The organism is Nonomuraea sp. NPDC003754, assembly GCF_053605785.1.
The window spans coordinates 45531-72468 of sequence record NZ_JBSGJX010000004.1 but is presented as its reverse complement, the minus strand read 5'-3'; the positions used below and the strand labels follow the sequence as shown (position 1 = coordinate 72468).

The window sequence follows — 26938 nt, the reverse complement described above, 5'->3', positions numbered from 1 at the left end:
CGCATAGTGCGTCATGATGTTGAATCATGGCACGGATACCTGGAGTAGGGCTGGTGAAGGGGCTTTCGGTCACCCTTCGCCACATGCTGCGCAGGTCCGTGACCCAGCAGTATCCCGAGGTCCGGCCGGAGCTGCCCGCCCGTAGCCGCGGTGTCATCGCGCTGGTGGAGGAGAACTGCACCTCCTGCATGCTGTGCGCCCGCGAGTGTCCCGACTGGTGCATCTACATCGATTCGCACAAGGAGACACTGCCCGCGCCCGAGGGCGGCAGGCCCAGGCAGCGCAACGTGCTCGACAGGTTCGCGATCGACTTCGCGCTGTGCATGTACTGCGGGATCTGCATCGAGGTGTGCCCGTTCGACGCGCTGTTCTGGGCGCCGGAGTTCGAGTACGCCGAGGGGGACATCAGGAACCTCCTGCACGAGAAGGACAGGCTGCGGGAGTGGACGCAGGCCGTGCCGCCGCCTCCCGCACACGAGGTGGGAGCCGAGCCGCCCAAGGAGCTCGCGGCGACCGTCCGGCCGACCCGTACGGCGGGCGGCGCGCCCGGCCGTACGGGGGAGGGCGCTGCTCCAGCCCGTGGCGAGGGAGCCGGTCGGGCTCCGGCTCGTGGCGAGGGAGCCGGGCGGGCTGCGGCCGGCCGTACGGGGGAGAGGGCGACGGCGCGCGGCCGTGCGGAAGGAACGGCACCGGCCGAGACGCCTGCCGAACGCGCGGCGACGGCCCGAGCCGAGACGACGCCGGGCGAGACCTCCGCACACCGACCCGGAGGACCAGCGGAAGTGACCGGTGCCGCCGGGCGCACGGCTGGAGGAGCGGCCGGCGTCGCACCGGAAGCATCGGGCCCGCGAGAGGCCGCACCAGCAACATCCGGCACGTCGGAGGCCGCACCGGGAGTCCAGCTCGGGGAGACCGGCATCACGCCGGAGACCGGAGAAGACAGGCCCGGCACGTCGGAGGCCGCACCGGAAACGTCCGGCGCGCCCGGGCGTGCGTCGGACGCATCAGACGTGGGCGAGACCGCCCGGGACAGGTCAGGCGAGCCAGAAGCTGCGCCGGGTTCCGGCACGCCCGAAACCGCGCCACCGCGCAGGTTGGGCGCGCCCGAGGCCGCGGAGAGCGGGACGAGCACGTTCGAGGCCGAGAAGAGCGCGGCGAGTACGCCCGAGACCGCGGAGAGCGGGACGAGCACGTTCGAGGCCGAGGAGAGCGCGGCGCGCACGTCCGAGACCGCGGCAGGCGGGACGCGCGGCGCCGAACAGACGGGGCAAGACGCCACGGACCGGGCCCAGGGCCGGACCGGCGAGGACAGGAGCGGTGAGAGCCAGCAGCCCGGGGCGGCGCCCGCAGCCGGACAGACCCAGCGCGAGGCACGTCCCCGTTCCGCCCGGATGAGCAACGTGCGCGGCATCCGCCCGCCCGGAGCGCTGCCCGCCCCGCCGCAGCCCCCGCAAACAGGTTCATCCACAGGCCGCTCGCCGGACGAAGAGTTTTCCACAGGTTCCGGCGCGTCGTCGTCGCCGCCGGAATCGGCGGAGCAGACTGCTGCCACCGAGCCGCGCAGGCGACGGATGGTCGATCCGCGTTCCATCCGTCCGCCGGGCGGGCTGAAGCGTCACGAGACACAGGAGCCCGAGGAGGACTAGTGACCGCGGCGGTGCCTTCCTACCTGTCCCCCACAGGGCAAGAAATCGTCTTCCTGCTCCTGGGTGCGGTGGCGGTCGGATCCGCACTGCTCGTCGTGACCACCAGGCAACTCGTCCATGCCGCCCTCTGGCTCGTGGTCTCCTTCGGCGCGCTCGCCGGGTGCTACCTCGTGCTGACCGCCGAGTTCGTCGCGTGGGTGCAGGTGCTCATCTACGTCGGCGCGGTCGTGGTGCTGCTGCTGTTCGGCATCATGCTCACTCGTGCACCCATCGGCAGGTCGGCCGATCTCGACAGCGGCAACAGAATCGTGGCCGCCGTGGTCGCGCTGGCGACGGCGGGCGTGCTGGTCGCGGTGGTCATCGACGGCTTCCGCCACGCCTACACCCCGCTCGAGCCCGGCGGCGGTGCGGCGGGAGAGCTCGGCGCGAGCGTCTTCCGCACGTGGGTGCTGCCGTTCGAGGCGCTCTCGGTCCTGCTGCTCGCCGCGTTGGTCGGCGCCATCGTGATCTCGCGCACCGACATCAGACCGGACGACACGCCCCCGACCGCCGAGAGCAGGGGGAAGTAGTGCACATCGTCTACCCGGCCGTCGTCTCCGCGCTGCTCTTCTCCATCGGTGTGTACGGCGTGCTCGCCCGCCGCAACACCATCCTGGTGCTGATGTCGGTCGAGCTGATGCTCAACGCGGTCAACCTCAACCTGGTCGCCTTCGACGTCTGGCTGCGCGACCGGCTCCATGGCGGACAGGTGCTCACACTGTTCGTCATCGTGATCGCCGCCGCCGAGCTCGGCGTCGGGCTGGCCATCGTCCTGGCGGTCTACCGTAACCGCAAGACCGTCGACCTCGACCGGCTCCGCGACCTGTCCGAACTCGACGCCGTCGCGAGCCTCACCACCCCGAGTCCGTCCCCACCGCACCCGGTCCAGGAGGGCCAGGACCAGGTGAGCTCGCGTCAGGTGAGCTCGGGTCAGGTGAGTTCGCGTCAGGCGAGTTCGGGTCAGCAGGGCCCGGGTCAGGAGGGCCCGGGCGAGGAGGGCCCAGGCCAGGAGGGCCCAGGTCAGGTGAGCTTGAGCCAGGAGGCCCCGAGCCAGGTGGCGCAGAACCAGGAGGCCCCGAGCCAGACGGCGCAGAGCCAGGAGGCGCCGAGCCAGGAGGCCCCGAGCCAGGCGGCGCAGAGCCAGGAGGCGCCGAGCCAGGAGGCCCCGAGCCAGGCGGCGCAGAGCCAGGAAAACCCGGCACGGGAGGGCCGCGCGGCGCCTCCGGAGGGCGGCGAAGGTGTCCCGCCGGGTGGCGAAGGGGTCCCGTCGCGTGACGAAGGGGTCCCGGAAAGCGGCGAAGGTGTCCCGGAGGGTGGCGAAGGCGCGCCGGCCACAGGCGACGGTGCACCAGGTGCCCCCAGGCCAGGAGAGCGTGCGAGCCGAGGGAGAGCCCAGTGAGCCGCAGCTACGTCGACTCCTTCCCGGCGATCATCATTGTCCTGCCGTTCCTGGCGGCCGCCGCCGGCCTGCTGCTGTCCCGCTGGCCGCGGGGCCACATCCCGCGCACCGGCGCGCCACAGGCGGTGTCCGGCCATGATCTGCCGTACGGCTCGGCCGTCCACCCCGCGCTGGAAAGCGCCGACGCCAAGGCCAACCGCAGGGCCGCGCGGTTCGCGGTGGTCCCGGCCACCGCCGCCGCGGTGCTGGCGTTCTGGCTGGCGGCAGGCCAGGGGTTCGCCTTCTTCCACCGCCTGGCCGCCGAGCCGGCCCAGGGCCAGACCGCCCGCGCGGGCGCCACGTACGGCACGATCGAGACCGGCGGGGTCCCCATCGCGCTGACCCTGCAGGCCGACCAGCTCTCCTCGATCGTCGCCGTCCTGGTCACGATCGTCGCGCTCGCCGTCCAGATCTACTCGATCGGCTACCTGAAGGACGACCCCCGCTACCCGTCCTACAGCGCGTTCATCAGCCTGTTCACCAGCGCCATGCTGCTGGTCGTCTACGCTGGCGACCTGCTCGTCCTCTACGTCGGCTGGGAGATCATGGGGCTCTGCTCCTACCTGCTGATCGGCCACTGGTGGGAGGAGCGCGCCAACTCCAGAGCCGCGGTCAAGGCCTTCCTGGTCACCCGGCTCGGCGACGTGGGTTTCCTGTTCGGCATCTTCGTCCTCGGCCTGTCGGCGGGCAGCTTCAGGATCGACGACGTGATCGCGAAGGTGCCCGAGTTGCCGACCGCCACCGTCGTCACCGCGACGATGCTGCTGCTGGCGGGGGTCGCGGGCAAGAGCGCGCAGGTGCCGCTGCACACCTGGCTGCCCGACGCGATGGCGGGCCCGACGCCGATCAGCGCGCTCATCCACGCCGCCACGATGGTCGCGGCCGGGATCTTCCTGGTCGCCCGGCTCTTCCCGGTGTTCCTCGCCGCGCCGCCAACGCTCGACGTCCTGGCCGTGCTCGCCGCGCTCGGCATGCTCGGAGCGGCGCTGGCCGCCCTCGCCCATGACGACCTCAAACGCGTGCTGGCCTACTCCACCATCAGCCAGCTCGCCTTCATGGCCGCCGCGCTCGCCGCGGGGTCCGACACCGCGGCGATCTTCCACCTGCTCACTCACGGAGCGTTCAAGGCGCTGTTGTTCCTGTGCGCGGGCGCGGTCATCCACCACGTCGGCTCCAACCTGATGAGCCAGATGGGCGGCCTCCGGCGCGAGCTGCGCGTCACGTTCGTCGCCATGACGATCGGCTTCGCCGCGCTCATGGGCCTGCCGCCGACCAGCGGTTTCTTCAGCAAGGACGGCGTGCTGGCCGCCGTCGAGCACGCGGTCGGCGCCGGCACGCTCACCGACGCCGCCGGCCTGCTCCTCTACGCGTGCGCGCTGGCGACGGTCGCCGTCACCGGCGCCTACGCCACCCGCGCATGGCTGCGCACCTTCTTCGGCCGGGAACGGTCGCTGGCCCTGCCCGAACCGCAGCCCGGCACCGCCCACGTCGTCGACACCCGCGAGGCGCCGCCCTCCATGCTCGGCCCTGTGGTGGTGCTCGCCGTCCCCGCCCTGGGGCTTGGTTTCCTCGGCGCCGGCCACCTCAGCTGGGGCACCGCGGCCATCAGCGTCGCGCTCGCGCTGCTGGGCGCCGGCATCGTCTACGCGGTGTGGCGCGGCGACCCGCTGGCCGATCCCGCCAAGATCCTCGGCCCGCTCCGGGTGCCGGCCGAACGGGCCTTCTACCTCGACACCGTCTACAACGCGCTGTTCGTCCGGCCTGTCCTGGCGCTGGCCGGGCTGGTGGTGCGGACCGACGACAGGGTGGTCGACGGCGCGGTGCGCGGCTCGGGCCGTACCACGCAGGGAGCCTCCGGCCTGCTGCGCCTGGCGCAGAACGGCAACGTGCAGCTCTACGTCAGCGGCGTCCTCGCGGGCGTCCTGCTGATCGCGGTGGGGGCGGTGGTGCTCGGATGACCTGGCTGCCCGTCGCGCTGCTCGCGGTGCCGCTGCTCGGCGCCGGCGTCCTGCTCGTGCCCGCCGCGGCGGGCCGTCTCCGGCCCATCGGCCTCGCCGTCTCGGGTCTCACTCTCGCGCTCGCGGTCATGCTCGCGGCGACCTTCGCGTACGGCCAGGCGGCGCGGCCCCAGTTCACCGTCGACCTGCCCTGGATCCCCGGCCTCGGCCTGCGCTTCCACCTGGGAGTCGACGGCATCTCCCTGTCACTCGTCGTCCTCACCGCGCTCCTGACGTTCCTCTGCTTCGTCTACCTGTGCTGGAGCCCCGGCCACCTGCCCGCGCGCCCCAGGGCCCTGCTGTTCACCCTGCTCGTCCTCGAAGTCGGCATGCTCGGCACGTTCCTCGCGCTCGACCTGCTGCTGTTCTTCGTGTTCTTCGAGGTCGTGCTCATCCCGATGTACTTCGTGATCGCCATCTGGGGCGGTCAGGGGCGCCGCGCCGCAGCGATCAAGTTCATCCTCTACACCCTGCTCGGGTCGGTCGTGCTGCTGCTCGGCCTGCTGCTGATCTGGACGCAGACCGGCACGCTCGACATCGTGGCCCTGACCCAGGCGCACGGCGCCGGACTGTCGCGCTCGGTACAGGTGCTCGCCTTCGTCGCGATCGGCCTCGGCCTGGCGGTCAAGACCCCGATGTGGCCCCTGCACACCTGGCTCCCCGACGCGCACACCGAGGCGCCGACCGTCGGCTCGGTGTTGCTGGCGGGTGTGCTGCTCAAGATGGGCACGTACGGCTTCGCCAGGATCGCCATCCCCGTCCTGCCCGAGGGCGCCGCCACCGTCGCCCCGTGGCTGGGCGCCTTCGCCGTCGTCGGCATCGTCTACGGCGCGCTGGCCTGTCTCGCCCAGAGCGACCTCAAACGGATGATCGCCTACTCCTCCATCGGCCACATGGGCTTCGTCCTGCTCGGCTTCGCCACGCTGACCACCGTCGGCATCAACGGCGCCCTGTTCGCCAACGTCGCCCACGGCCTGATCACCGGCCTGCTGTTCTTCCTGGCCGGTGCCGTCAAGGAAAGGTACGGCACGGCCGACATGCCCACCCTCGGCGGCGGCATGCTGGCCCGCTACCGCCACCTGGGCTCGCTGCTCACCTTCGCGTCCATCGCCTCGCTCGGGCTGCCGGGGCTGGCCGGGTTCTGGGGCGAGATGCTGGCGCTCCTGGGTGCCTTCCAACCGGCACCCGGGCTGCCCAGGCCGCTCTTCCTGGCGTACATGGCGATCGGCGGGATCGGCGCGGTGCTGACCGCCGCGTACTTCCTCACCATGCTGTCCCGGGTCACGCACGGGCAGCCGGCGGAGGTGCGCCCACAGGGTGACCAGGCACTCGCCGCCGCCCCGTTCGACCAGGGCGGCCCTGACGTCGCGCGAGACGACCACGGCGAACTGGTCGCGGCGCAAGGCGAGCGGGGCGGCCCCGACATGGCACGACTCGCCAGGGGCGGGCCCGGCGGCGAAGACACGGCTGTCTCCGCGCCGGACCGGAGCGGGGCCGAGGCACGGGAAGGCGACCAGGGCGCGGCCGTCGCCACGCTCGACCGCAGCGGGCTCGACGTGCGGGGATACGAGTTCGTGGCGTGGGTGCCGCTCGTCGTGCTGACTCTTGTCTTCGGGCTCTGGCCGAAGGCGCTCCTGGCGCTGACCACGCCCGCCGTCCAGATGCTGCTGGGAGGCACGCCATGACCGCCCTGTCTCCTCCTGCCGGCCAGGCGGCTGCGATCTCCTCTGCTCGCCAGGCGCTCGTGCTTCCCACGCTTGCACGGGTGAGCAGGTTCCGCTGGGCTCGGCAGCGGAGGGCGGTGGCGTCATGATCCAGACGATCGACTACTTCGCCATCGCGCCGCCGCTGGTCCTGACCGTGGTCGCGGGGTTGGTGCTGCTGCTCGACGCTTTCCTGCCGCACTCGGCGGCGGTCCGGACGGCGCTCGGAGTCGTGTCCCTCACCGGTGTCGCGGTCGCGCTCGGGTTCGTCGTGGCGCAGGCGGTGGGGGGCCGAACCCTGCGGACGTTCTGCGTCCCACCGGACCTGGCGGGCCAGGGTCCTCCGGCCTGCTCGTTCGTGGTCGACACGTTCACGCTCGTCCTGGCGGGGCTGGCGCTCGTCGCCGGAGCGGTGGTCGTGCTGCTGTCGATGACCGAGCTGGCGGGTGGCCGCATCCCGGTCGGGGAGTGGTACTTCCTGCTGCTCTGCACGCTCGTCGGCGCCGCCACCCTGCCCGCCTCGCGTGATCTGATCATGCTGGTCGTCGCCCTCGAGCTGGTCTCGCTGCCGGTCTTCGCGCTGACAGCGCTCAAACGCTACGACGGCAGGGCCTCCGAGGCCGCGGTCAAGCTCTTCCTGGTCTCCGTGGTGTCCACGGCGATCATGCTGTTCGGCGTCTCCTTGCTCTACGGCATGAGCGGCACCGTCCACCTGTCGCGCCTGGGCGAGGCGTTGGGCGCATCCGCCCTGAGGGCGGCGTCGGGCGGGTCCGCCCCGGGCGGGGCGTTGGGCGGGTCCGGCTTGTGGGCGGTGTCGGGCGGGTCCGGCCTGAGGCCAGTGTCGGGCGGGTCCGGCTTGTGGGCGGTGTCGGGCGGGTCCGGCCCGAATGGGGCGTTGGGCGGGGCAGGTCTGGGCGGGGCTCTGGACGGCGTGCACATGTCAGCCGTCGTGGGCGGCGCGGTGCCCGCCGCACAGCAGGGATCCGCCGCCGGCTACGCCTCGGCGCTGGAGATCACCACGGGCCTGCCCATGGTGGTGACCGTCGGAGTGGTGCTCGTGGTGGCGGGGTTCGCCTTCAAGATCGCCGCTGTGCCGTTCCACTCCTGGGCGGGCGACGTCTACCAGGGCGCGCCGATCCCCGTGGCCGCGCTGCTCTCGGTCGTCTCCAAGGCGGCGGGGTTCGCGGGGCTCATCCTCGTCCTGACGAGCGCGCTGCACGGGCAGACGCGGACCTGGGCGCCCATCGTCGCCATCGTCTCGGCGCTCACGATGACGGTGGGCAACCTCCTGGCGATGCGGCAGCGCTCCGCCGTACGGCTGCTGGCGTGGTCCTCCGTCGCGCAGTCCGGTTACATCCTCGCGCCGCTCGCGGTGATCACGGTGGCGAGGAACGGCGGGCTGGCGGCCGGGGCGTCGGTGGCGTACCTGGTGTTCTACGCGGCCATGAACCTCGGGGCGTTCGCGGTGGTCATGCTGGTGTCCAGGACCAGCCCCGGCAACGAGATCGACGACTACCGCGGGCTGGTGTTCAGGCGCCCGGCGGCCGCGCTGGCGCTGGCGTTCAGCCTGATCTGCCTGGCCGGCCTGCCCCCTGGCCTCGCGGGCCTGTTCGCCAAGGTCGTCGTCTTCCGTGAGATCGTCAACGGCGGTCTCGGCTGGCTGGCCGTGGTCATGGCCGTCAACACGGTCATCGGCCTCTACTACTACATCGTGTGGACCGCGCGTCTGTTCGCCCCCGCGGCCGAGCCGACCGGCGACGCCCAGCGCCGTACGGGTCAGCCGGCGGCCGTGTGGGTGGCGATCGGCGTGACGTTCGCGGTGGCGGTGCTGTTCTCCGTCGCGCCCCAGCTGGTCCTCGATGTAGCCGCACTGTAACCACTCCATTCCCACAGGTCACGGCGATCGGGAACGCTCGGCGTGGGCATCGACGTTGGTACAGGTGAGCCCACACCTCGGAAGGGGGGAACCCTTGCATCACAACGGTCTGCGTACGGCCCTCCTGCTGGGGCTGCTCTCCGCGTCGATGATCGCGGTGGGGGCATGGCTGGGCGGCGGCACAGGCGTCCAGCTGGCGGTCCTGCTCGCGCTGGCCGGTAGCGGGGTCGCCTACTTCTTCTCGGACCGGATCGCACTGTCGGCCATGCGGGCCAGACCGTTGAGCGAGGTCGAGCAGCCGACCCTGTACCGGATCGTGCGCGAGCTGTCCACCGAGGCCAGGCAACCGATGCCGCGGCTGTACATCTCGCCGACGCTCCAGCCCAACGCCTTCGCGACCGGACGCAATCCGCGTAACGCGGTGGTGTGCGTGACCTACGGGTTGACACAGTTGCTCGACGAGCGCGAGTTGCGCGGGGTGATCGGGCACGAGCTGTCACACGTCTACAACCGGGACATCCTGATCTCGTCCGTGGCCGGAGCGCTGGCCACGATGATCACCTGGCTGAGCTACGTGGCGGTGTTCTTCGGCGGGTCGGACGACGACGAGGGGCCGGGCTTCCTCGGGGCGCTGCTCATGATGCTGCTCGGGCCCGTGGCGGCGGGCATGGTGCACATGGCGGTCGCGCGGACGCGAGAGTTCCACGCCGACGAGTCGGGGGCGCGGCTGACCGGCGACCCGCTCGCGCTGGCGTCAGCCCTGCGCAAGATCGAGATGGGGGTCAGGCGGTTGCCGCTGCCGGAGAACAGCCGGTTGACGTCGGCGTCGCACATGATGATCGCCAACCCGTTCAGCGGGAGCGGGCTGGGGCGGATGTTCTCCACTCACCCGTCCACGGCCGAGCGGGTCGCCCGGCTGGAGCGGATGGCGGGCTACCGCCGCTGAACCTCGGCGTGCGGCGGCCTCGTGGGTCAGTCGCCGGCCAGGTGGACGTCCCAGGTGTCCCGGCTGAGCGTGAAGCGGTCCACCAGGCGTGCCGACGCGTCCCGCAGGTCGATCGACCGCGCGACGTAGGTGCGTGGCTCGGCGAAGGTCAGCAGGGTGAGCCGCGTCGAGGAGTCCCAGGTCAGCATCCGGGGCTGCTCCGCGGCGGGAACCTTCACTCGCACCGGCGTTCGCGGCTCCGTCGTGCCGGCGGGGCCGTCGTGCCGTACCGGGTCGTGGAACCGTACCGAGACGTGTGAGCCCTCGCGGGCGGCTGCGGCGAGCGTCGCGCCGCCGGGAGCCAGGGCGCCCCATCCCTTCAACGGAACGCCCGCCGACGGAACGGCAGCGCCCGGACGGTAGACGGCGGTCTCCTTCATGTCGAGCACCAGCCGCAGCAGTCGCCCGTCGGGGCTGAATCCCTGGACGCGGGCGGGTGGGGGAAGGGGCCACGTCTTTCCGGTGGCCACCTCGATGACGGTGGGAGGGCGCTGGGTGCTGCTGAGGACGGGGTCGACGACCAGGAAGCGACCATGCGGGCCGAGCCGAAGGGTGACGTCCGACATGCGCAGGCCGTACGGCAGGCGGCCGGCCTGGCCGGGGACGGGGGTGCGCTTGCCTGACGGGACGTTCCTGACCACCAGGCGGTGATTGGTGGTGGCGAAATAGGCGACATGTCGGCCGTAGGGGTCGACGGAGATGGGAGCCCGGAGGGCCTGTTCGCGTCCCCTGGCGTCGAGGGAGCGGACCTGCGCGTCGGGCAGGTCGAGCGTCTTGCCGCCGCGCAACCACAGCCGCCAGGGGCTGCAGACGCGCCGCTTGCCGTTCGCACCGGGACAGGAGGCGAGCCCGGCATAGCGGACGGCCGCCCGCTGAGCTCGCGCAGGTGCCAGGCTCGGCGTCGCCGGCGATCCGGACATCGCAGGCTCCCGGACCCTCCAGGCCGCGGCTTCCGGGGCGGCGGGTGTGCCGCCGAGGATGAGGGAGCCTGCGGCCAGGAGGGGGACGAGCATGGCAGCCACCCTAACGACCGGACCAGTCCAGGGATGACCTTATCGGCCACGTCGAACAGCGTTCTGCCTGTCAGACGGGAGATGGGGGGAGGCGTACAGGAGCGGGTGGACAGCGAGAGGCGGGGGCGCGGGATGGAGTCTGGCGGGTGGAAGCGCCCCAGCGCGTGGCCGGCCGCCGGCCAGGGGCCGAAGAAGGTCAGGAGCGAGTGGTGACGGGGTCGGTTTCCGCGGGATTCAGGGCGGGCAGCCCGTCGATGCTCTCCCTGTTGTTCTTGGCGCGGTAGGCGCGCTTCTGCTGCACGTCCTTGCGTTCCGACCACTGGTCGAGCAGTGCGCGGTCGTCCTCGAAGGCCATGAAGGGTACGGCGTAGCCGCACGAGTCGGAGATGCGGTCACAGCTGATCACGATGATCGACCGCACGCCCGGATGCGGCCCGAAGCGTGTGAGCAGGCCGGGGAACTCCGGGTCGGTGTGGGTGACGACGCGGCCGGTGCCGTACAGGCGGACAATCTTGGGCGGCCCCTGGAAGGCGCAGAACATGACCGTGACGCGGCCGTTCTCGCGCAGGTGGGCGATGGTCTCGACACCGGAGCCGTCGAGGTCGAGGTAGGCGACGGTCAGGTCGTCGAGGATGGCGAAGGTGTCGGCGTAGCCCTTGGGTGAGACGTTGACGTGGCCGCCGGACTCGGGGGCGGTGGCCACGAAGTAGACCGGCTGCGCGGAGATGAACTCACGCAGCCGGTCTGTCAGCTTCTCGTAGATTTTCCCCATAAGGCACGATAACTGGGGTCAGTCGCCGGGCAACCACCACGTCCAGACACCGGACTTGATGCGGAACGAGTCGCGAACGGAGGTCGCCCCCGTCTCCGGGTTGAGCGCGCGCTTGATCGCCTTGGAGGTGTTGCCCTCGGCGTCCGACGTGACGGTCCAGAGCGTGACGTCGCCCGAGGTGTTCCAGACCAGCCGGCTCGGCGACTCGCCCGCGGGCAGGCGGAGGGTGACGGCGTCGGAGACCGCGTCCGCGGACAGGTCGTAGGTGCGCAGCCGCGTCTTGCCGTTCGTCTGCGGGCTGACGATCACCAATCCGACCGTGACGCCGTCGTCGGCCAGCCCGATCGGCGCGTTGTTCGCCACGACCTGCGGCACGACCCTGCTCTGCACCTCGGTGCCCGACTCGTCGTAGACGGCCAGCTCCGTGGTGTTGTCGTCGGTGCCGCGGGTGGTCAGCAGGTGCGAGCCGTCGGGGCTGAACCCCTGGACGGTCTCGCTGCCGGGGATCTTGTGGATCGCGTTCGTCTTGAGGTCGACCAGGAGCGAGGGCAGCTTGCCGGGGTCGTCGTAGTAGTCGATGACGAGGCGGCGGCCGTCGGGGGAGAAGGTGGGGTCCACGCCCAGCATGCCGGTGCTCTTGGGCGCCAGTGCCGCCGTGCCGGGCAGCGCCTTGACCGAGCCGGACGCCAGGTCCCGGATGACGAGCTTGCGGTCGGCGGCGCGGAAGTAGCCGACGAGCCGGCCGTCGCCGCTGATCGCGACCGGCGCGCTCGCCTCCTTGTCGATCTTCCCGCCCGCTACGGTGGGATGCACGACCGCGTCCTTGAGCTGGACGTCCTTGCCGTTGCCCAGCGCCAGATGCCACGGGCCGCACGGGACGGTGTAGTCCTTCTTGGCACAGGCGGCGACCCACCCGTACCTGACCTCGCTCTTCGCCGCCGCCTGGGCGGGCGTGACCATGAGTACCGAGGCGGCGGTGGCCACGGCGAGCAGTGCGAACCCGCGGGTACGGTTCATCCTTCTTCCTTTCGTCACAAGGTAGATGCGGCTGGTCGGCGAAAGGTTGCGTAACAATCAGGCCATGGTCGTTCAGAACGGATTACGCCTGCGCATGACCCAGGCGGAACGCAGGTTGTGGCGGGCGTTCCACTCGGGCACGCAGGTTCAGCTGGGGGACAATCCGGTCGGCATCGGCCGTACCGCAGGGGAGAACGCGCCCGCCGACGGCGCGACGTGGGGCCCCGAGCGCACGGTCAGGGCACAGGTGATCGTGGCGCTGCTGCTCGGCGCGCGCGAGCCCGGGGTGGGCACGGTGCCCGCCGTACGGCTGCGCGGCGCGAGGATCACCGGACGCCTGGAGCTGCGCGGCGGCACCGTGGACCACGAGCTCTCGCTCAGCGGCTGCTACCTCGACGAGGCGCCCGACTTCGGCGGCAGCGTCACCAGGACCATGCGCTTCACCGACTGCCACATGCCCGGCTTCAACGGCGGCGGCCTGCGCGTCGCCGGGCACCTCAGCCTGTCGGGGGCGCACGTCACCGGCACGGTACGGCTGGCCCGCGCCACGTTCGAGAACGGCCTGTGGATGGGCGGGACCAAGATCGACGGTGGCGTGTACACCGGCGCGCTGACCGTCGACGCCGGCTACTACCTGGAGAACGCCGAGGTCTCCGGCGGGCTCAGGCTGGTCGGCGCGCGGTTGAACGGCGGGCTCTTCCTGAACGGCGCGACGCTCCGCAATCCCGGCGCCGACGCGCTGACCGGCGACAGCATGGTCGTCGAGGACGTCCTGCAGTGCGGGAAGGGGTTCACCGCCGTGGGCTGCCTGAGGCTGCGCGGGGCCCGCATCAACGGCAACCTGTCGATCAGCGGCGTCCTGCGCAGCCCCGACACCCCCTACGCGCTGCACGCCAGCCACATCGAGGCGCGCGAGGTCTACCTGAAGTACGCCGAACCCGTCGAGGGCGTGGTCAGCCTCGCCCACTCCCGCATCGGCACGCTGCATGACGACCCCGCCACGTGGCCCGCCGAGCTGCGGCTGAACGGCCTGGTCTACGACACCCTGCGCGGCGGCGGGGTGGGACGTCGGGTCGAGTGGGTCTCGCGCGACCCGCGCGGGTTCCTGCCGCAGCCGTACGAGCAGCTGGCCGCCTGGTACCTGCGCGACGGCAACGACACCCTCGCCCGCCGTACCCTGCTCGCCAAGCAGCGGGCCCGCCGCCGCACGTTCGGCGCCGGCGGGCGGCTGTGGGGCCGGCTGCTCGACGCCACCGTCGGGTACGGCTACCGCCCCTGGCTGGCGGCGCTGTGGTTCGCGCTTCTGCTGGCGGTGGGGACCGTGGTGTTCGGCATGGAGCCGCCCAGGGCGCTGAAACCGGCCGAGAGCCCGGGGTTCGACTCCTTCGCCTACACCTTCGACCTGCTGCTGCCGTTGCCCACTTTCGGGCAGCGCGAGCTGTTCGACCCGGCGGGGTGGACGCAGGGGCTGGCGTACGCGCTGATCACGTCCGGCTGGATCCTGGCCACGGCGCTGATCGCGGGCGCCACCCGGGTGCTGCGACCCTCCTGAGCCACCGCCCGACCAGCGAGCCGCACCCGACCCCACTCGCCGCCCGCCCGCCCGCACGGCCGGCCGCGCTCATCCGGCCCGTCTTCCTCGTCGAGTGCGCCGGGCCGGGGCCGGTCGGGCGGGTGAAGCGCGCGTCAGACGAGTTGGACGACCGCCCAGGCCTTAGACGAGTTGGACGACCGCCCGGGCCTTGGACAGCACCCGCGCGTCACCAGCCATGGCGGTCAGCCCGATGACCACCCGCTTGTCCTCCAGCTTCTCCTCGACGACCCCGCTGACAGTGATCGTCGCGCCGGTGTCGTCGTCCGGGACGACCACCATCGAGGAGAAACGCACGCCGTAGTCGACGACCGCGGCCGGATCGCCGGCCCAGTCGGTGAGGAAGCGGCCGCCCTGCGCCATGGTGAACATGCCGTGGGCGATGACGTCGGGCAGGCCGACCGTCTTGGCGAAGCGCTCGTTCCAGTGGATCGGGTTGAAGTCGCCGGACGCGCCCGCGTACATCACGAGGTTGACCCGGCGCACCTGGTAGTCGGCGGCCGGAAGCTCCTGGCCGACCTCGACCTCGTCGTACTTCACCGTGGCCGCCATCTCAGCCCGCCCCTCCGCGCTCGACGATCGTGTTGTAGGTGGTGCAGACCGGCTCCCCGGCCACCGTCGTGACGTCGCTCCTGATCGTCAGCAGCTCGTTACGGCCCGCGCTGCGGATCTCGGTGATCGTCGAGGTGGTGACGAGCTCGTCGCCGGGGTAGATCGGGCGGGTGTACTCGAAACGCTGCTCCCCGTGGACGACCATGGCCAGGTTGAGGCCCAGGTCGGGGTCGCCGAGCGCGTCGCCGCCGCTCTGCAGGCTGAACACGATGGGGAAGGTCGGCGGGGCGACCACGTCGGGATGCCCGGCGGCCTGCGCGGCCTCCCGGTCCCGGTAGATGGGGTTGCTGTCACCGATAGCCGCGGCGAACTCCTTGATCTTCACCCGGCTGACCTCGTACGAGGTGGTGGACGTGTAGGTCCGACCCACGAAATCACGGTTCAAGGCCATCAGTGCCCGTGCTCCTTAGGTGCGTTCTGGGCTGTTGAGCCGACGGTAACAGAACAACATTCGGCTGTCGCTGGTCCGCGACCCAAGGAAGGGTGCACGACCCAAGGAAGGGTGCACGACCCAAGGAAGGCGCACGACCCAAGGAAGGGTGTGTCCCGGAGGGCGCGGGTCCAGGAGGGTGCGGGGTCCAGGAGCGTGTGGGATCCGGGAGGGCGCGGAGTCCAGGAAGGTGCAGGACCCGGGTAGGAGTGCGAATCCATGGAGGGTGCGGGACCCGGGGAGGTGCGGGACCTGAAGGGAAGCCGGGGCGCGGGATCCAGGGAGACGCGGGACCTGGGACGAGCCGGGGAAGGGTGCGGGACCTGGGAGACGCGGGACCTGGCGGCGAGTACCGGGGAAGGGCGCGAGATCCAGGGAGACGCCAGATCTGGCGAGAACCAGGAAAGGCTGCGGGATCCAGGGAACGACAAACGGCGCCCCCCGTAGAGGACGCCGTTTGTGCTGAATGCGTCAGGAGCGCCGAGCGGCAGCCCGGTCGCCGTCTGCCGTGCCGTACACCTGGCTCGGTGGCTGGACTTGCAGCCACCGGCGCGGACCTCGGCCGGTCTCGCGGTGGGACGCCGTGTGTGGCGCCCACGGGCGCGGACCTAGCGGGTCTCGCGGTGCGCCTGGTGGGTGCGGCAGTTGGGGCAGTACTTCTTCAGCTCAAGCCGATCCGGGTCGTTGCGCCGGTTCTTCCGCGTGATGTAGTTGCGGTGCTTGCACTCCTGGCAGGCCAGCGTGATCTTCGGCCTAACGTCGGTGGCAGCCACGTGGGAGTGCCTTTCTACGTTTGGGACTGGGACACACCCGTGCCCGAGCGATGCACTCGGGTTCGGGTAGTAGCGGAGGCCGGACTTGAACCGGCGACACAACGATTATGAGCCGTTTGCTCTGCCTGACTGAGCTACTCCGCCTTGCTGCCGGTCGAAACTCCCGGCCAGTGAAGGATACCCGACCCTCGGAGTAGTCACGAACATGCCACGACTTCACCGGGTCGAGCGAGGTGCTTCCCAGTATGCCTCAGGAACCCCCCGCACCTGAAATCCATACAAGAAACGCCCGACCTCAAGGAAGGGCGGGCGTTCGAGCTGGGAGCCCCCAAACGGAATCGAACCGTTGACCTTCTCCTTACCATGGAGACGCTCTGCCGACTGAGCTATAGGGGCCTGTCCGCCGGGCCTTGCGGCGCTGTCGGACAGGTGTAACCATACACGGCCCCTAGCGATGATGCGAACTGGTGCGGCCCGCGAGCTCGACCACCTCGCACAGGTCCGCGAGGTCCACGTGCATCGCGACGGCTTCGACCGAAAGGCAGTCGGCCACGAGCCGGCCGTATCTCCGGACGCGGAGGACCTGCTGTCCCGCGCGCTCCGCGGGAACGATCTCCAGCCCTCTCGGGCCTACCCAGCGCCTGTTCATAGCGGCACAGAGTAGACCTCAGGTCTCTCATTTTTCGGAAGTCGTCACGGGTTACAGCCATCCCAAAACGGTTCATGTGCCACGCGAGTCGCAAAAACCGTGACGCGGGTCTCAGAAGCGGTAGTAGCCGACGAGGTTCTTGCGCCGGTCGACGCGGTCCACGCGCACGACGGCCCCCGTCTCCGGAGCGTTCATCATCCGGCCGCCGCCGAGATAGATCCCCACGTGCTTGGTCCTCGGCCTGCCGAAGAACACCAGATCGCCCGGCTCCGGCTGGTCGACGCGGCGCATCCTGCGCAGGTGCTCGTCGGTGTTGCCGGGCCCCAGCACGTCCGCCCCGTACGCGCGGGCGTAGACCACCCGGGTCAGCCCCGAGCAGTCCAGCCCCCGCGTCCGGGTCGCGGGACACGGCTTGATCTTGCCGGTGTACCCCTGGCACGTTCCAGTCGACGGCCCCGGATCCTCCTTGTGCCCGCCGCCCCAGGAGTAGGGAATCCCCTGGTACTGGTAGGCCAGGCGGACGATGGACGGCATGGCGAGCTGGCGGAGCGGCATCGACGCCGGCACCGCCAGGAGGAGGACGGCTAACGCGCCGAGAGCGAGAGCTCGACCGAGCCCACCGTCACGTCGACGCCGACTCTGCCCGTGGCCTTCGAGGGCTTGGTCGCGATGGTGATCCGCAACGAGTGTCCTGGATTGACCTTGGGGATGAGGCATCGCACCGCCGTACCGCTGAACGAGCAACCGGGACCCGCCTTGACCACCTTCTGCCCGCCGAACGTGCGGCCCTCGAGCCTGACGTCGGTGACAGGGTGGACACCGGTGTTCTTCAGCGTGATCGTGTAGAGCTTCCTGCTTCTGGCCGCCCCGGTCACCGTCACCTCGGCGGGCGGGTTGGCCAGCGCCTTGAGCTGCGACTCCGAGCCGTTGAACGAGTTCTGGCCGCCGACCAGGGGGCCTTTGTCGGCCGACTGCCAGAAGGTGTGCTTCTTCCATCCTGAGGGGAGTTCGCCGGGTTCGGTGCCCCAGCGGGCCAGCCACAGCGGATTCTTCGCGAACTTCTTGGAGTCGCCCGTGCAGGTCTTCCACCAGCTGGTGGTGGTGTAGATGGCCGCATGGCGCCTCGTGCGCTCGCGGTAACGCCTGGTGAAGTCGCCGATCCAGGTGACCATGTCCTCGGGGGACAGGTCGTAGCAGGAGTTCTTGCCGTTCTTGTCCTTGTAGGGGTTGTCCTCGACGTCGAGTACGCCGGGCAGGGTCAGGCCGTCGGAGGTCCACGCGCCGCCGTTGTCGACGAAGAAGTCCGCCTGGGCGGCCCCGTCCGTCTCGTGCGGCTGGGCGAAGTGGTAGGCGCCCCTGAGCAGCCCCGCCGCCGCGGCTCCGCCGTGCTGCGCGGCGAAGCGCGGGTTGCGGTAGTCGGCGCCCTCGGTGGCCTGGACGAACGCGAACCGGCCGCCGCCGTCGCGTACCTTGGCCCAGTCGACGTCGCCGGTCCAGTTGCTCACGTCCACGCCTTGCACCTCGTCCGCCGCGTGGGCGGTCGCGGGGGCTAACAGTCCGGCCACCGAGATCGCGGCCGCCAGCGTCAGGCGTCTCATACGCGTCCTTCCGGGGGGTGACAGAGGCATGATCTTCTCGAAGGACGGCGGAACGCCGCAACCTCTGGAGAACTGGACGCCATGGACCACACCGGCACACCCTCGCCCGCACGCCCGCCCGCGAAGCGGACCGCGTCAAGCGGGAACGATCCTCTCGTCGTACCCGTGCTGGACGCCGGCGGGCGGTTCGTGCTGCGCCGCTGGGAGCTGGGTGACGTCGAGGCCGTGCGGGAGGCGGCGCGGGACCCGTACATCCCGCTGATCACCAGCGTGCCGCCGGTCTACAGCGAGGCGGAGGGCGCCGCCTTCGTCCGGCGGCAGTGGGACAGGGCCGAGACCGGGGCCGGCTACTCCTTCGCGATCGCGGACGCCCGCTCCGGCCGCGCGGTGGGCCAGATCGGCCTGTGGCCGGGCGCCAACGGCCGGGCGTCGGTGGGGTACTGGGTGGCCGGGTCGGCCCGCGGGCAGGGCGTCGCGTCCGCCGCCCTGCTGGCGATCTCGGCCTGGGGGCTGGACGAGCTGCGCATCCCGCGGCTGGAGCTGCACGTCGAGCCGTGGAACGCGGGTTCGTGGAAGGCCGCCGAGCGGGCCGGGTTCGAGCGGGAGGGTCTGCTGCGCAGCTGGATGGAGGTGGGCGGCGCGCGCAGGGACATGTACGTCTACGCGAAGATCACTGGTACGGATCGGTGATCTCGCGCAGGCGGGTCAGCGCGCGGCGGAGGTGGGCGGCGTCGCGACTGCCGAGGTGCCGCGTCCATTCCGCGGCACGCCATCGACCACGAGCGGTCCGGCCTCGCGGACCTCCTCGACGAGCTGTCCGAGCGGGAGTGGGAGACCCCGTCCCTGTGCGAGGGCTGGCGGGTGCGCGACGTGGCGGCCCACCTGACGCTCACCCACACCGGCCCGGGACGCGCGGCCTACGAGCTGCTGCGGGCCCGCGGAGACCTGAACCGCATGATCCACGACACCGCCGTACGGCAGGCCGCGCTGCCCGTCCAGCGGTACGGCGCGCTGCTCAGGGACATGGTGGGCTCGCGCAGGAAGGCGCCCGTCATCAGCCACTTCGAGCCGCTCATCGACGTTCTCGTGCACGGACAGGACATCGCGCTCCCGCTGGGGCGGGAACGGCCCATGCCGGTGCGGCCCACGGCGGCCGCCGCGACCCGGGTGTGGGGCATGGGGTGGCCGTTCCGGGCGCGACACCGGCTGGCGGGTCTCCAACTGGTCGCCACCGACTGCACGTGGTCGGCGGGGCAGGGCGCGCGGGTCGAGGGCGATATCGGGGCGATCCTGCTGCTGCTGCTGGCCGGCCGAGGGGCCGCCGCCCTGCCCCGGCTGTCCGGAGCAGGCCACGCCGACCTGCGCACCCGCCTTACCCCGGCCACCCGCTCGTAGACCGGCAAGTGTCTCGGCCCGGAGGGGGATGGGCGCGGGTCCGGCCGTCGGATGGCGCCGACCGTCCGTGGGCCGGCGGGGTCTGTCATCTGAAAGCCGACCGTCCGTGGGCCGGCGGGGGTCTGTCATCTGAAAGCCGACCGTCCGTGGACCGGCGGCGGTCTGTCATCTGAGAGTCGATCGTCCGTAGGCCGGCGGGGTCTGTCATTTGAGAGTCGATCGTCCGTGAACGGGGGACGCCGGACCGGCCGCCTGGTCTCCTGGCCGTCCGGCGTGGGGCCGGTCCCGGATGCCGTGGGCCAGAGACGCCATATCGGCCGTCGAAGGGTTGGCAAAGCCGGATCGGCCCTTTCCGGCCCGCCCGGTCTGCCTGCGGTAAAGGCTCGGCAACAGCACGGTACTCGAACCATGAATCGCAGGGGTTCGTCCCGACCGGGGCAAGACGATCGTCACTGGGCTGCGGGACCACCCGCGCCGGCATGGTCACGCGCGGCGAACGAACGGATGCATTCATGCGCGATGTGAAGATCGGGCGGCCGATGGGCGATGGCGGAGCGGACCGGGAGGGGCGCGGATGAACGCGCCTGTCGCCACCCGGACGAAGACGGCGTTCCGGCCCGAGCTCGCACCGGACGGCACGGCTGAGCCGGTCGTCGACGTCGTCATCCCGGTGCTGAACGAGGAACTGGCGCTCCCCGGGTGCGTCAAGACGCTGCACGCCTTCCTATCGGAGTCGTTCCCGCTGCCGTGGCGCATCACGATCGCCGACAACGGCAGCACCGACCGGACCTGGCCCATCGCGCAGGAGCTCAGCCGTACCTACGAGAACGTGTACGCGCGGCGGCTGGACATCAGGGGCCGCGGGGCGGCGCTGAAGCAGACCTGGCGGGAGAGCCCGGCCGCGATCGTCGCCTACATGGACGTCGACCTGTCCACCGACCTGGACGCGTTCCTGCCGCTGGTGGCCCCGCTGATCAGCGGCCACTCCGAGGTGGCCATCGGGACGCGGCTCGCGCGTACGGCCCGGGTGCACCGCAGCGTCAAGCGGGAGATCGTCTCCCGCGCCTACAACATGATCATCAGGATGGGCTTCGGGGCCGGGTTCAGCGACGCGCAGTGCGGTTTCAAGGCTGTCCGGGCCGACCGGGTCCGGCCGCTCCTGGACAAGATCGCCGACGACAAGTGGTTCTTCGACACGGAGCTGCTGCTGCTGGCCGAGTACAACGGGCTGCGCATCCACGAGACACCCGTCGACTGGTACGAGGACGTCGACACCCGCGTCAAGGTCTGCCGCACCGCCTATGACGATCTCCGCGGCCTGTGGCGCATGGCCTGGGCGATGTCGACGGGCGCGGCGCGGGTGCCGGTGCCCAGGCGCTCGGAGCTCGCGCCGCTCCACCCGCAGGCCACGATCGCCGAGCCGCGCAACCCGCTGCTGGCCAAGCTGTTGTCGTTCGCGCTGGTCGGAGTGGTCAGCACGGTGCTGCACACGCTCCTGTACCTGCTGCTGCGCACCGCCTGGTCTCCCGCGATGGCCAACCTGGCCGCGCTCTGCGTGGCCACGCTGTTCAACACCGAGGCCAACCGGCGCTGGACCTTCCGCCGCCACGGCGGCCCCCGGCTGCGCGCCCACTTCCGTGCCGGGTTGCTGTTCGCGCTGAACTACCTGGTGACCACGGTCGTCGTCACGGCAGTCGTCCAGTCCCTGCCCGAACACGGGCGGGGCCTGGAGGTCGCCACCCTCGTCGTCTCCTATCTGGCGATCACGGTCTTCCGCTTCGTCGCCCTGGACCGCTGGGTGTTCCGCTCGGCGCGCCCGACATTCACGGCATAGGCCCGGTACGCCGCAGGAGGGTGACGCGATGACCACGGCGATCATCGAGCGCGCGGGAGCCGCCGAAGCGGCCGCGCCGAGGCCGGGGCGGCGGTTGGCGGGCGCGCTTCCCGGCGCCGTCGCCGTCCTGGTGGCGGCCGGAACGCTGCTGGTCCACGGCACGCCACCCAAGGACGTCGCGGTCTTCGCGGCGTATGTCGCGCTCGCCCTCACCCTGCCGGGAACCCTCCTCTGGCGGGCGCTCACCCGCCTGCGGCTGCCCACGGCCGTCGACCTGGCCGCGGGAACCGCCCTCGGGTACACGCTGGAGATCTTCACCTACATGGCGGCCAGGGCGGCCGGCCAGCCCCGCCTGGCCGTCCTCGGCCCGGCGGCGGTCCTCGTGGCCTTCGTCGCGGTCCCGCGCCTGCGCCGGCACTGGCTGCCCGGCGCGCGGCCGCGCATCCCCCTCGGGTACGGCGCGGCGCTCAGCGCGGTGTTCTGCTTCCTGACCGTCTCCAGCGGGCTCACCTTCTTCACCGGCCACGGCCTGCGGTGGCCGGCGAACGCGACGCCGTACGTGGACATGCCGTTCCACCTGTCGCTCGTCGGGGAGCTGCGGCACCACATGCCGCCGACCGTGCCCCACGTCATGGGCGAGCCGCTGTCCTACCACTGGTTCGTCTACGCGGACATGGCCGCCACGAGCTGGGCGACCGGCATCGAGGCCCAGACGATCCTGTACCGCCTCGCCATGCTGCCGATGCTGGCGATCTTCGTCGTGCTCGTCCCTGCCGTCGCGTATTTGATCACCCGCTCCTGGCTGCCCGGCGTGCTGGCGCTCGCCGCGACCTACCTGCTGGCCCCGCCGAACCCCTACGCCTGGTTGCCCGGCCCCTTCACCTCAGGTCCGCTGGACGCTTCGCTGGCCTGGCTGAGCCCCACGCAGACCTTCGGCGCGGCCCTCTTCGGCGCTCTCGCGCTGCTGGTGGTCGGCCTGCTGCGCGGGGACGGGCGGCGGAAGGCGACGTTCGTTCCGGTGGTCGTGCTGCTGGTCGCCCTGTCAGGGGCGAAGGCGACCTATCTGCCCCTGCTGCTGGCCGGGATCTGCCTGCTGGTCGTGGTGGACTGGGTGAGGTCGCGGCGGGTGGACCGCGGCGTCCTCCTGCTCGGCGCTGTCACGCTCGCCACGCTGGCGTTCGCCCAGCTCGTCCTCTTCGGCGGGGCGTCGCAGGGGATGCGGCTGTGGCCGTACTCGACGACCTTCCGGATGGTCGCGACGTGGACGACGACGGCCCGCATCGACGAGGTCCCGCTCGCGCCCGTCGTCATCTCGGTGACCTTCCTGCTGGCGTGGGCCGCGCTCTGGGTGGGGGCGTTCGGGCCCCGGCGCAAGCCTGGATCGGCCGAGGACCGGGGGCTGACCCTGTTCCTCGGGGTCGGCCTCGGCTCGCTCGGGGCGGTGCTGCTCCTGGGGCATCCGGGGATGAGCCAGCTCTACTTCCTCACCGCGGCCCGGCCGTACCTGTGGATCGTCGCCGCCGCGGGCGCGCTCGCCGCGCTCGACACGCTTCCCCCGCGGCGCCGCCCTGTGCTCGCCGGCGCGGCCGTCGCCGCGGGGACGGCCGTCGTGCTCCTGTTCCGGGCGGTGGGGCACGCCTTCCCGCCCCAGCTCGCCGTCCTCGGCGACACGGGGTTCAGCGCGGCCTTCCTCCTGCCCTTCGCCGCGCTGGCCGTGATCGTGCTCGCCGTGGCGGTGTCGCTGCGGCGCGTCCCGTGGCGGCGGGCGGCGGTGTTGTTCGTCGTCGTCGGGTTGTCGGCGCCCTCGGCGGTGCCGCCGGTGCGCAACGCGCTGACATCGCGCGGCAGCCCCTCGGAACGGGAGATCCCGGTGGGGGGCATCGCGGCCGCGCGCTGGGTGCGCGACCACTCCGACCCCGGCGACGTCCTGGCGACCAACGCGCACTGCCGCGTCACCGTGCGGCTGTGCGACAGCAGGCACTTCTGGATGTCGGCGTACGCCGAGCGGCGCGTCCTGGTCGAGAGCTGGTCCTACACCGCGACGAACCTGGCGGCGTTGCAGGACGTCAACCGGCAGTCCATGGCCGCCCAGCCGTTCTGGGACGGCGCGCTGCTGGCGGCCAACGACGCCGTCTTCACCGCACCCACCGCGGAGGCGGCGCGCCTGCTCAGGGAGCGGTACGGCGTGCGCTGGCTGCTGGCCCATCACTGGCGAAGGACACCGGTCGCCCCCGAGCTCGCCGCCTTCGCCACGCTTCGCTTCGCCAAGGGCCGGTTCGCCGTGTACGAGCTGACCGGCTGAGCAGCGGGCTTCCGGCTGGGCGCCCCGACGGTCGCCGCGCCGTCCGAGGAACGCGTGCGCCCGGAAACAACGCGTGCGCCGGGAACCGGAGCCGCTACCGGAAGCGCCGGACGAAGCGGCGCTGCCACGGCGTCTCGACGGCGCGCCGGGCGTAGTGCGCCCTGACGTAGCCGACCGCCTCGCCGCTCGGCACGCCGTCCAGCACGGCGAGGCAGGCCAGTGCCGTACCGGTGCGCCCCATCCCGCCCCCGCAGGCGACCTCGACCCGCTCGCTCTCGGCGCGCGCCCATGCCTCGCGCAGCGCGTCGGCGGTCGCCGTACGGTCGGACGGCAGCCAGAAGTCGGGCCAGCGGAGCCAGCGGGCCTCCCAGGCGACGGCCGGCGGCTCGTGGCCCAGCAGGTGGAGCGCGAAGGACGGCTCCGGCCCGGCGGGGAGCGGTCGCCGCAGCCCCCGGCCGCGCACCAGCCGGCCCGACGGCAGCCGCAGCACGCCGTCCGCCTCGGGATCCCATGGTGTGATCATTCGCCGGAGCGTAGCCGGTCGCCGGGCGGGAGCGGGCGCGGAACGGACCTCAGCCGGTCCAGTTCGCTGAGAGCAGGGCGGGCACGGCGCCCTGCCTCGCGGAGAGGAAGACCAGCAGGGGCGCGGCAGGAGCGGGCAGCTCCAGCTCGAGGATGTTGCCCGCCGTCGTGGCCCTGACGGGACCGGCCAGAGCCCCGTCCCTGACGCTCACGATCTGGTCCACGGACGGCGCCGCCGTACCGAGGGCCTCGCGGGTGCGGTGGCGCAGCCGCCGCGCCTCGACGCCCGCCCGGCGGAGGACCCGGCGCGCCGGCGCGCGGTCCCTCGCCGTGGTGGCCCGGCCGGCGGTGTCCGCCATGCTGCCGAGCCGGAAGGTCAGCCTGCCGCCCGAGCCGGCGACGCCCGGCGGGACGGGGTTGACCACGAAGAAGCCGGAACGCAGCGAGCGGCTGCCGCGCCGGTGCAGGTGGGCCAGGCCGCCCCCGCTGACCAGCGACAGGGCCTCGCAGCCGGCGCCGTCCGCTCGCTCGCTTCGCGGGACCGCCTTCCCCTCCGGCGCCTCCTCGATCACGACGCCGTCGACGCGCAGACCCGCCGCGCCACCGCCCATGACGCGGCCCGCCACCGCCTCGCGCGCCTCCCGGGACAGCCCGTGCCCTTCGGTGATGTCCAGGGCCTCCACGCAGATCAGGCCGTCGTCGGGCACCTCGTCGGGCAGCAGGTCGAAGACGGCGCGCGCGCTCGTGATGCCCTTGCCGCCCTTCAACAGGACGCACTGCCGCAGCTGCCCCTGGGCGCGCACCTGCACCAGGCGCGGCGGCAGCTGATGCGCCTTGACCAGGTCCGAGGACCCCGGCAGGTGCCAGCCGGGCACCGAGACGGCGTCCAGGGCCAGCGTCACCGTGACGCGCAGGCGGCGGCCCCCGGCCGCGACCTTGAACCCCATGAGCCCCGAGCGCTCGAACCGGCCCACGATCCGCCTGCCTCGGTGGAACTGGTCGGTCACCGTCAGCGCCGCCGCCTGCCCGTCGAACACCTCGACCGGTGGCCGCAGCTCGGCGACCGCCTCGTCGAGCCAGGTGGCGAAGCCGTTCAGGAGTATGGTCATGATGCGCTCCTCGATGCGGTGAGGGCCGCGGCGAGCCCTGCTGGATCCCGGAAGTCGAACCGGCTGAGCAGCGGCTCGCGCCGCCCCCACATGCGGCGCACCGCGCAGTGCAGCGGGTCGCCGTCGCGCTCCACGTGCTGCAGGCCGACGGTGAGCGCGCGCAGGTACTCCTCGCCCTCGCCCATCTCCGCGTGCGGCAGCACCGGCGAGGACACGTCGGCCCCGCTACGGGACAGCCACAGCCACAGCCGGGCCCGCTCCCGCTGCTCAGGGCCCAGGACCGGGCCGCCCTTGACCAGATCGGCGACGGACTCGCCCAGCAGGGCCCAGTAGTCGTCCCGCGTCTCGGCGACGTGCGTGAGGCCGCAGCCGCTCCACTCCGCCCAGCCCGCCTGGATCACCGGGACGCCGAACGCGGGCAGCTCGCCGCAGACGCCGCCGCGTACCGTGACGCCCACGTCGGTCATGCTCCACAGCATGTTCCTCGACAGCTCCAGGCTCGTCGCGAAGGCCAGGTGCGAGCGTCCGGAACAGCGTGCGGCGACGGAGGCGAAGTGACCGGTGGTGTCGTACCGGTCCTGGCCGGGGTGGTCGAGGAAGAGCCAGTTCACCGACTCCTCGGCCACGGCGTACGCGGCGGTCTCCTCCAGCCACTCCGCCAGGTCGTCGAACAGCTCGCGGTTCGTCCCGACGGCGTCCGACACGGCCTGGTTGAACACGGTGACGAGGGGGCGCTCCGGCCCGAGGCCGAGCCGGTGGCAGCCGTGCTCGCGCAGCTGGCGGCGCTCGGTCTCGGTGCGTACCTCGAAGGGGCCGCCCCCGCCTGGACCGGTCTTCACGCGCCACGCCACCTGCTCGGCGTTCGGCCTGACGAGGTCCCTGTACGGCCAGACGTGCCAGTCGAAGTAGCGGGCGATCTCGCCGGTGAGCTCCTCGCGGAAGGTACCCGTCCCCTGGCGCGCCTCGGGGAAGAGCGTGTACGCCTTCAGCGACCCGGTGCTCTGCACGTGCACGACCGGGACGTCCATCCGCATCGCCGTGTCGACCGCCAGCCCCCACTGGTCGTAGTCGACCTGGCTGGTGACCAGCGCGGTGGGCGACAGGTCGGAGAAGATCCGCTCGTAGACCGCCGACAGCGCCCTGGCGCGGGCGCGGCGCGCGCGGTACCGCTCGTCCTCGGTACGGGGCAGCCGCGGCACCCGGTTGAGCCGGAGCAGGCTCGCCTTCTCCAGCGCGTCCAGCGTGGCCTGCTCGACCCCGGCCGCGGGAGCGTCACCCTCCCTCGCCAGCCGGCGCTCGGTGAGATCGTGCACGTCGATGATGTCGTCCGCGCCGAACGCCTCCGCCAGCCTGCGTACCCGCGCCACGTCGAAGTCCTCGCACAGCAGCCGGCTCCACTCCCGGTCGAGACCGGTGAGCACGACCAGCCGTGCGGAGGTCAGATCGCAGATCGCGTTGGCCAGCATCAGGTTGCGGACGATCACCCGGATGTCCTGGTGCATGGCCTCGGCCACCACGCAGGTCCCGGGCTGGGAAGGACGCCTGCCCCAGTAGGCCCTCGCAGCGGAGAGCAGGCGGTCGAACTGCTCTCCTCCCCCGACAAGACGCATCTGCCCCTCCATCGTTCATCGGCGTGG

23 protein-coding genes, 2 tRNA genes and 1 pseudogene are annotated in these 26938 nt (G+C 71.8%); 12 read left to right on the top strand and 14 right to left on the bottom strand.

Annotated elements, in window-relative coordinates; genetic code table 11:
• The first annotated feature begins 83 nt into the window (after positions 1 to 83).
• The 7 genes and pseudogenes from ACWEVS_RS06640 (at position 84) to htpX (ending at position 9645) form a co-directional block, all read left to right on the top strand.
• Positions 84 to 1646 (top strand): 4Fe-4S binding protein, encoded by a 1563-nt coding sequence (locus ACWEVS_RS06640; RefSeq protein ID WP_452550299.1) that lies wholly within the window; start codon positions 84 to 86, stop codon positions 1644 to 1646.
• Positions 1646 to 2215: an NADH-quinone oxidoreductase subunit J family protein gene (locus ACWEVS_RS06635; RefSeq protein ID WP_449914977.1), complete on the top strand. Its 570-nt coding sequence runs from the start codon at positions 1646 to 1648 to the stop codon at positions 2213 to 2215. Before ACWEVS_RS06640 ends, ACWEVS_RS06635 begins: the two co-directional genes overlap by 1 nt.
• Positions 2215 to 2496, top strand: a pseudogene (gene nuoK, locus ACWEVS_RS06630) (NADH-quinone oxidoreductase subunit NuoK); the annotation flags it as partial. The gene ACWEVS_RS06635 and the pseudogene nuoK, both read left to right, overlap by 1 nt.
• A gap of 584 nt (positions 2497 to 3080) precedes the next feature.
• Positions 3081 to 5081: an NADH-quinone oxidoreductase subunit 5 family protein gene (locus tag ACWEVS_RS06625; protein WP_452550296.1), complete on the top strand. Its 2001-nt coding sequence runs from the start codon at positions 3081 to 3083 to the stop codon at positions 5079 to 5081.
• The gene (locus ACWEVS_RS06620; protein WP_452550294.1) at positions 5078 to 6805 is read left to right on the top strand and encodes a complex I subunit 4 family protein; all 1728 of its coding nucleotides are present in this window, start codon (positions 5078 to 5080) and stop codon (positions 6803 to 6805) included. The genes ACWEVS_RS06625 and ACWEVS_RS06620 overlap by 4 nt, the downstream gene beginning before the upstream one ends.
• A gap of 124 nt (positions 6806 to 6929) precedes the next feature.
• The gene (locus ACWEVS_RS06615; RefSeq protein WP_452550292.1) at positions 6930 to 8699 is read left to right on the top strand and encodes an NADH-quinone oxidoreductase subunit N; all 1770 of its coding nucleotides are present in this window, start codon (positions 6930 to 6932) and stop codon (positions 8697 to 8699) included.
• 94 nt (positions 8700 to 8793) lie between these two features.
• Positions 8794 to 9645, top strand: coding sequence for a zinc metalloprotease HtpX (gene htpX, locus ACWEVS_RS06610; RefSeq protein WP_452550290.1), 852 nt, complete (start codon positions 8794 to 8796; stop codon positions 9643 to 9645).
• A gap of 26 nt (positions 9646 to 9671) precedes the next feature.
• Here htpX and ACWEVS_RS06605 read toward each other — a convergent pair whose 3' ends face one another.
• The 3 genes from ACWEVS_RS06605 to ACWEVS_RS06595 all read right to left on the bottom strand — a co-directional run bounded on the left by ACWEVS_RS06605 (position 9672) and on the right by ACWEVS_RS06595 (position 12486).
• Complete coding sequence (locus ACWEVS_RS06605) at positions 9672 to 10697, bottom strand: hypothetical protein (RefSeq protein ID WP_452550289.1); 1026 nt, start codon at positions 10695 to 10697, stop codon at positions 9672 to 9674.
• A 196-nt stretch (positions 10698 to 10893) separates the two neighbouring features.
• On the bottom strand, positions 10894 to 11469 hold the full coding sequence (locus ACWEVS_RS06600; protein WP_449914962.1) for a pyridoxamine 5'-phosphate oxidase family protein: 576 nt from the start codon (positions 11467 to 11469) through the stop codon (positions 10894 to 10896).
• A gap of 18 nt (positions 11470 to 11487) precedes the next feature.
• The gene (locus ACWEVS_RS06595) at positions 11488 to 12486 is read right to left on the bottom strand and encodes a TolB family protein (RefSeq protein WP_452550287.1); all 999 of its coding nucleotides are present in this window, start codon (positions 12484 to 12486) and stop codon (positions 11488 to 11490) included.
• 64 nt (positions 12487 to 12550) lie between these two features.
• On the opposite strand from ACWEVS_RS06595, the gene ACWEVS_RS06590 reads away from it, so the two are divergent.
• Positions 12551 to 14038, top strand: a complete 1488-nt coding sequence (locus tag ACWEVS_RS06590; protein ID WP_452550285.1) for a hypothetical protein — start codon at positions 12551 to 12553, stop codon at positions 14036 to 14038.
• A gap of 162 nt (positions 14039 to 14200) precedes the next feature.
• Here ACWEVS_RS06590 and ACWEVS_RS06585 read toward each other — a convergent pair whose 3' ends face one another.
• The 8 genes from ACWEVS_RS06585 to ACWEVS_RS06550 all read right to left on the bottom strand — a co-directional run bounded on the left by ACWEVS_RS06585 (position 14201) and on the right by ACWEVS_RS06550 (position 18139).
• The gene (locus ACWEVS_RS06585; RefSeq protein ID WP_354907605.1) at positions 14201 to 14629 is read right to left on the bottom strand and encodes a MaoC family dehydratase; all 429 of its coding nucleotides are present in this window, start codon (positions 14627 to 14629) and stop codon (positions 14201 to 14203) included.
• Between the two features lies 1 nt (position 14630).
• Positions 14631 to 15080, bottom strand: a complete 450-nt coding sequence (locus ACWEVS_RS06580; RefSeq protein ID WP_354907604.1) for a MaoC family dehydratase N-terminal domain-containing protein — start codon at positions 15078 to 15080, stop codon at positions 14631 to 14633.
• Between the two features lie 647 nt (positions 15081 to 15727).
• Complete coding sequence (rpmG, locus tag ACWEVS_RS06575; RefSeq protein ID WP_181616146.1) at positions 15728 to 15892, bottom strand: 50S ribosomal protein L33; 165 nt, start codon at positions 15890 to 15892, stop codon at positions 15728 to 15730.
• Positions 15893 to 15962: 70 nt separating this feature from the next.
• A tRNA-Met gene (locus ACWEVS_RS06570) sits at positions 15963 to 16036 on the bottom strand.
• Between the two features lie 179 nt (positions 16037 to 16215).
• Positions 16216 to 16288, bottom strand: a tRNA-Thr gene (locus ACWEVS_RS06565).
• Between the two features lie 52 nt (positions 16289 to 16340).
• Positions 16341 to 16541, bottom strand: coding sequence for a transposase (locus ACWEVS_RS06560; RefSeq protein WP_449914948.1), 201 nt, complete (start codon positions 16539 to 16541; stop codon positions 16341 to 16343).
• A 111-nt stretch (positions 16542 to 16652) separates the two neighbouring features.
• A complete protein-coding gene (locus tag ACWEVS_RS06555) occupies positions 16653 to 17096 on the bottom strand; it encodes a C40 family peptidase (protein WP_449914946.1) in 444 nt (147 codons plus the stop codon).
• A 29-nt stretch (positions 17097 to 17125) separates the two neighbouring features.
• Positions 17126 to 18139: a GH25 family lysozyme gene (locus ACWEVS_RS06550; RefSeq protein WP_452416466.1), complete on the bottom strand. Its 1014-nt coding sequence runs from the start codon at positions 18137 to 18139 to the stop codon at positions 17126 to 17128.
• 165 nt (positions 18140 to 18304) lie between these two features.
• On the opposite strand from ACWEVS_RS06550, the gene ACWEVS_RS06545 reads away from it, so the two are divergent.
• The 4 genes from ACWEVS_RS06545 to ACWEVS_RS06530 all read left to right on the top strand — a co-directional run bounded on the left by ACWEVS_RS06545 (position 18305) and on the right by ACWEVS_RS06530 (position 23670).
• Positions 18305 to 18829: a GNAT family N-acetyltransferase gene (locus ACWEVS_RS06545; protein ID WP_449914941.1), complete on the top strand. Its 525-nt coding sequence runs from the start codon at positions 18305 to 18307 to the stop codon at positions 18827 to 18829.
• A gap of 66 nt (positions 18830 to 18895) precedes the next feature.
• Complete coding sequence (locus tag ACWEVS_RS06540) at positions 18896 to 19534, top strand: maleylpyruvate isomerase family mycothiol-dependent enzyme (protein WP_452550489.1); 639 nt, start codon at positions 18896 to 18898, stop codon at positions 19532 to 19534.
• Positions 19535 to 20108: 574 nt separating this feature from the next.
• Positions 20109 to 21368: a glycosyltransferase gene (locus ACWEVS_RS06535; RefSeq protein ID WP_449914935.1), complete on the top strand. Its 1260-nt coding sequence runs from the start codon at positions 20109 to 20111 to the stop codon at positions 21366 to 21368.
• Between the two features lie 28 nt (positions 21369 to 21396).
• Positions 21397 to 23670 carry a hypothetical protein gene (locus ACWEVS_RS06530; RefSeq protein ID WP_452550284.1) on the top strand — a complete coding sequence of 758 codons (2274 nt, stop codon included), beginning with the start codon at positions 21397 to 21399 and terminating at the stop codon, positions 23668 to 23670.
• Between the two features lie 94 nt (positions 23671 to 23764).
• Here the strand turns inward: ACWEVS_RS06530 and ACWEVS_RS06525 are convergent, their stop codons facing one another.
• From ACWEVS_RS06525 to ACWEVS_RS06515, 3 genes are read right to left on the bottom strand one after another with little or no spacing between them, the layout of a single operon-like run.
• Entirely contained in the window at positions 23765 to 24193 is a 429-nt protein-coding gene (locus ACWEVS_RS06525; protein WP_449914929.1) for a protein-tyrosine phosphatase family protein, read from the bottom strand.
• 49 nt (positions 24194 to 24242) lie between these two features.
• The gene (locus ACWEVS_RS06520; RefSeq protein WP_452550282.1) at positions 24243 to 25301 is read right to left on the bottom strand and encodes a hypothetical protein; all 1059 of its coding nucleotides are present in this window, start codon (positions 25299 to 25301) and stop codon (positions 24243 to 24245) included.
• Positions 25298 to 26911, bottom strand: a complete 1614-nt coding sequence (locus ACWEVS_RS06515) for a hypothetical protein (protein WP_452416471.1) — start codon at positions 26909 to 26911, stop codon at positions 25298 to 25300. Before ACWEVS_RS06515 ends, ACWEVS_RS06520 begins: the two co-directional genes overlap by 4 nt.
• Positions 26912 to 26938: the final 27 nt, after the last annotated feature.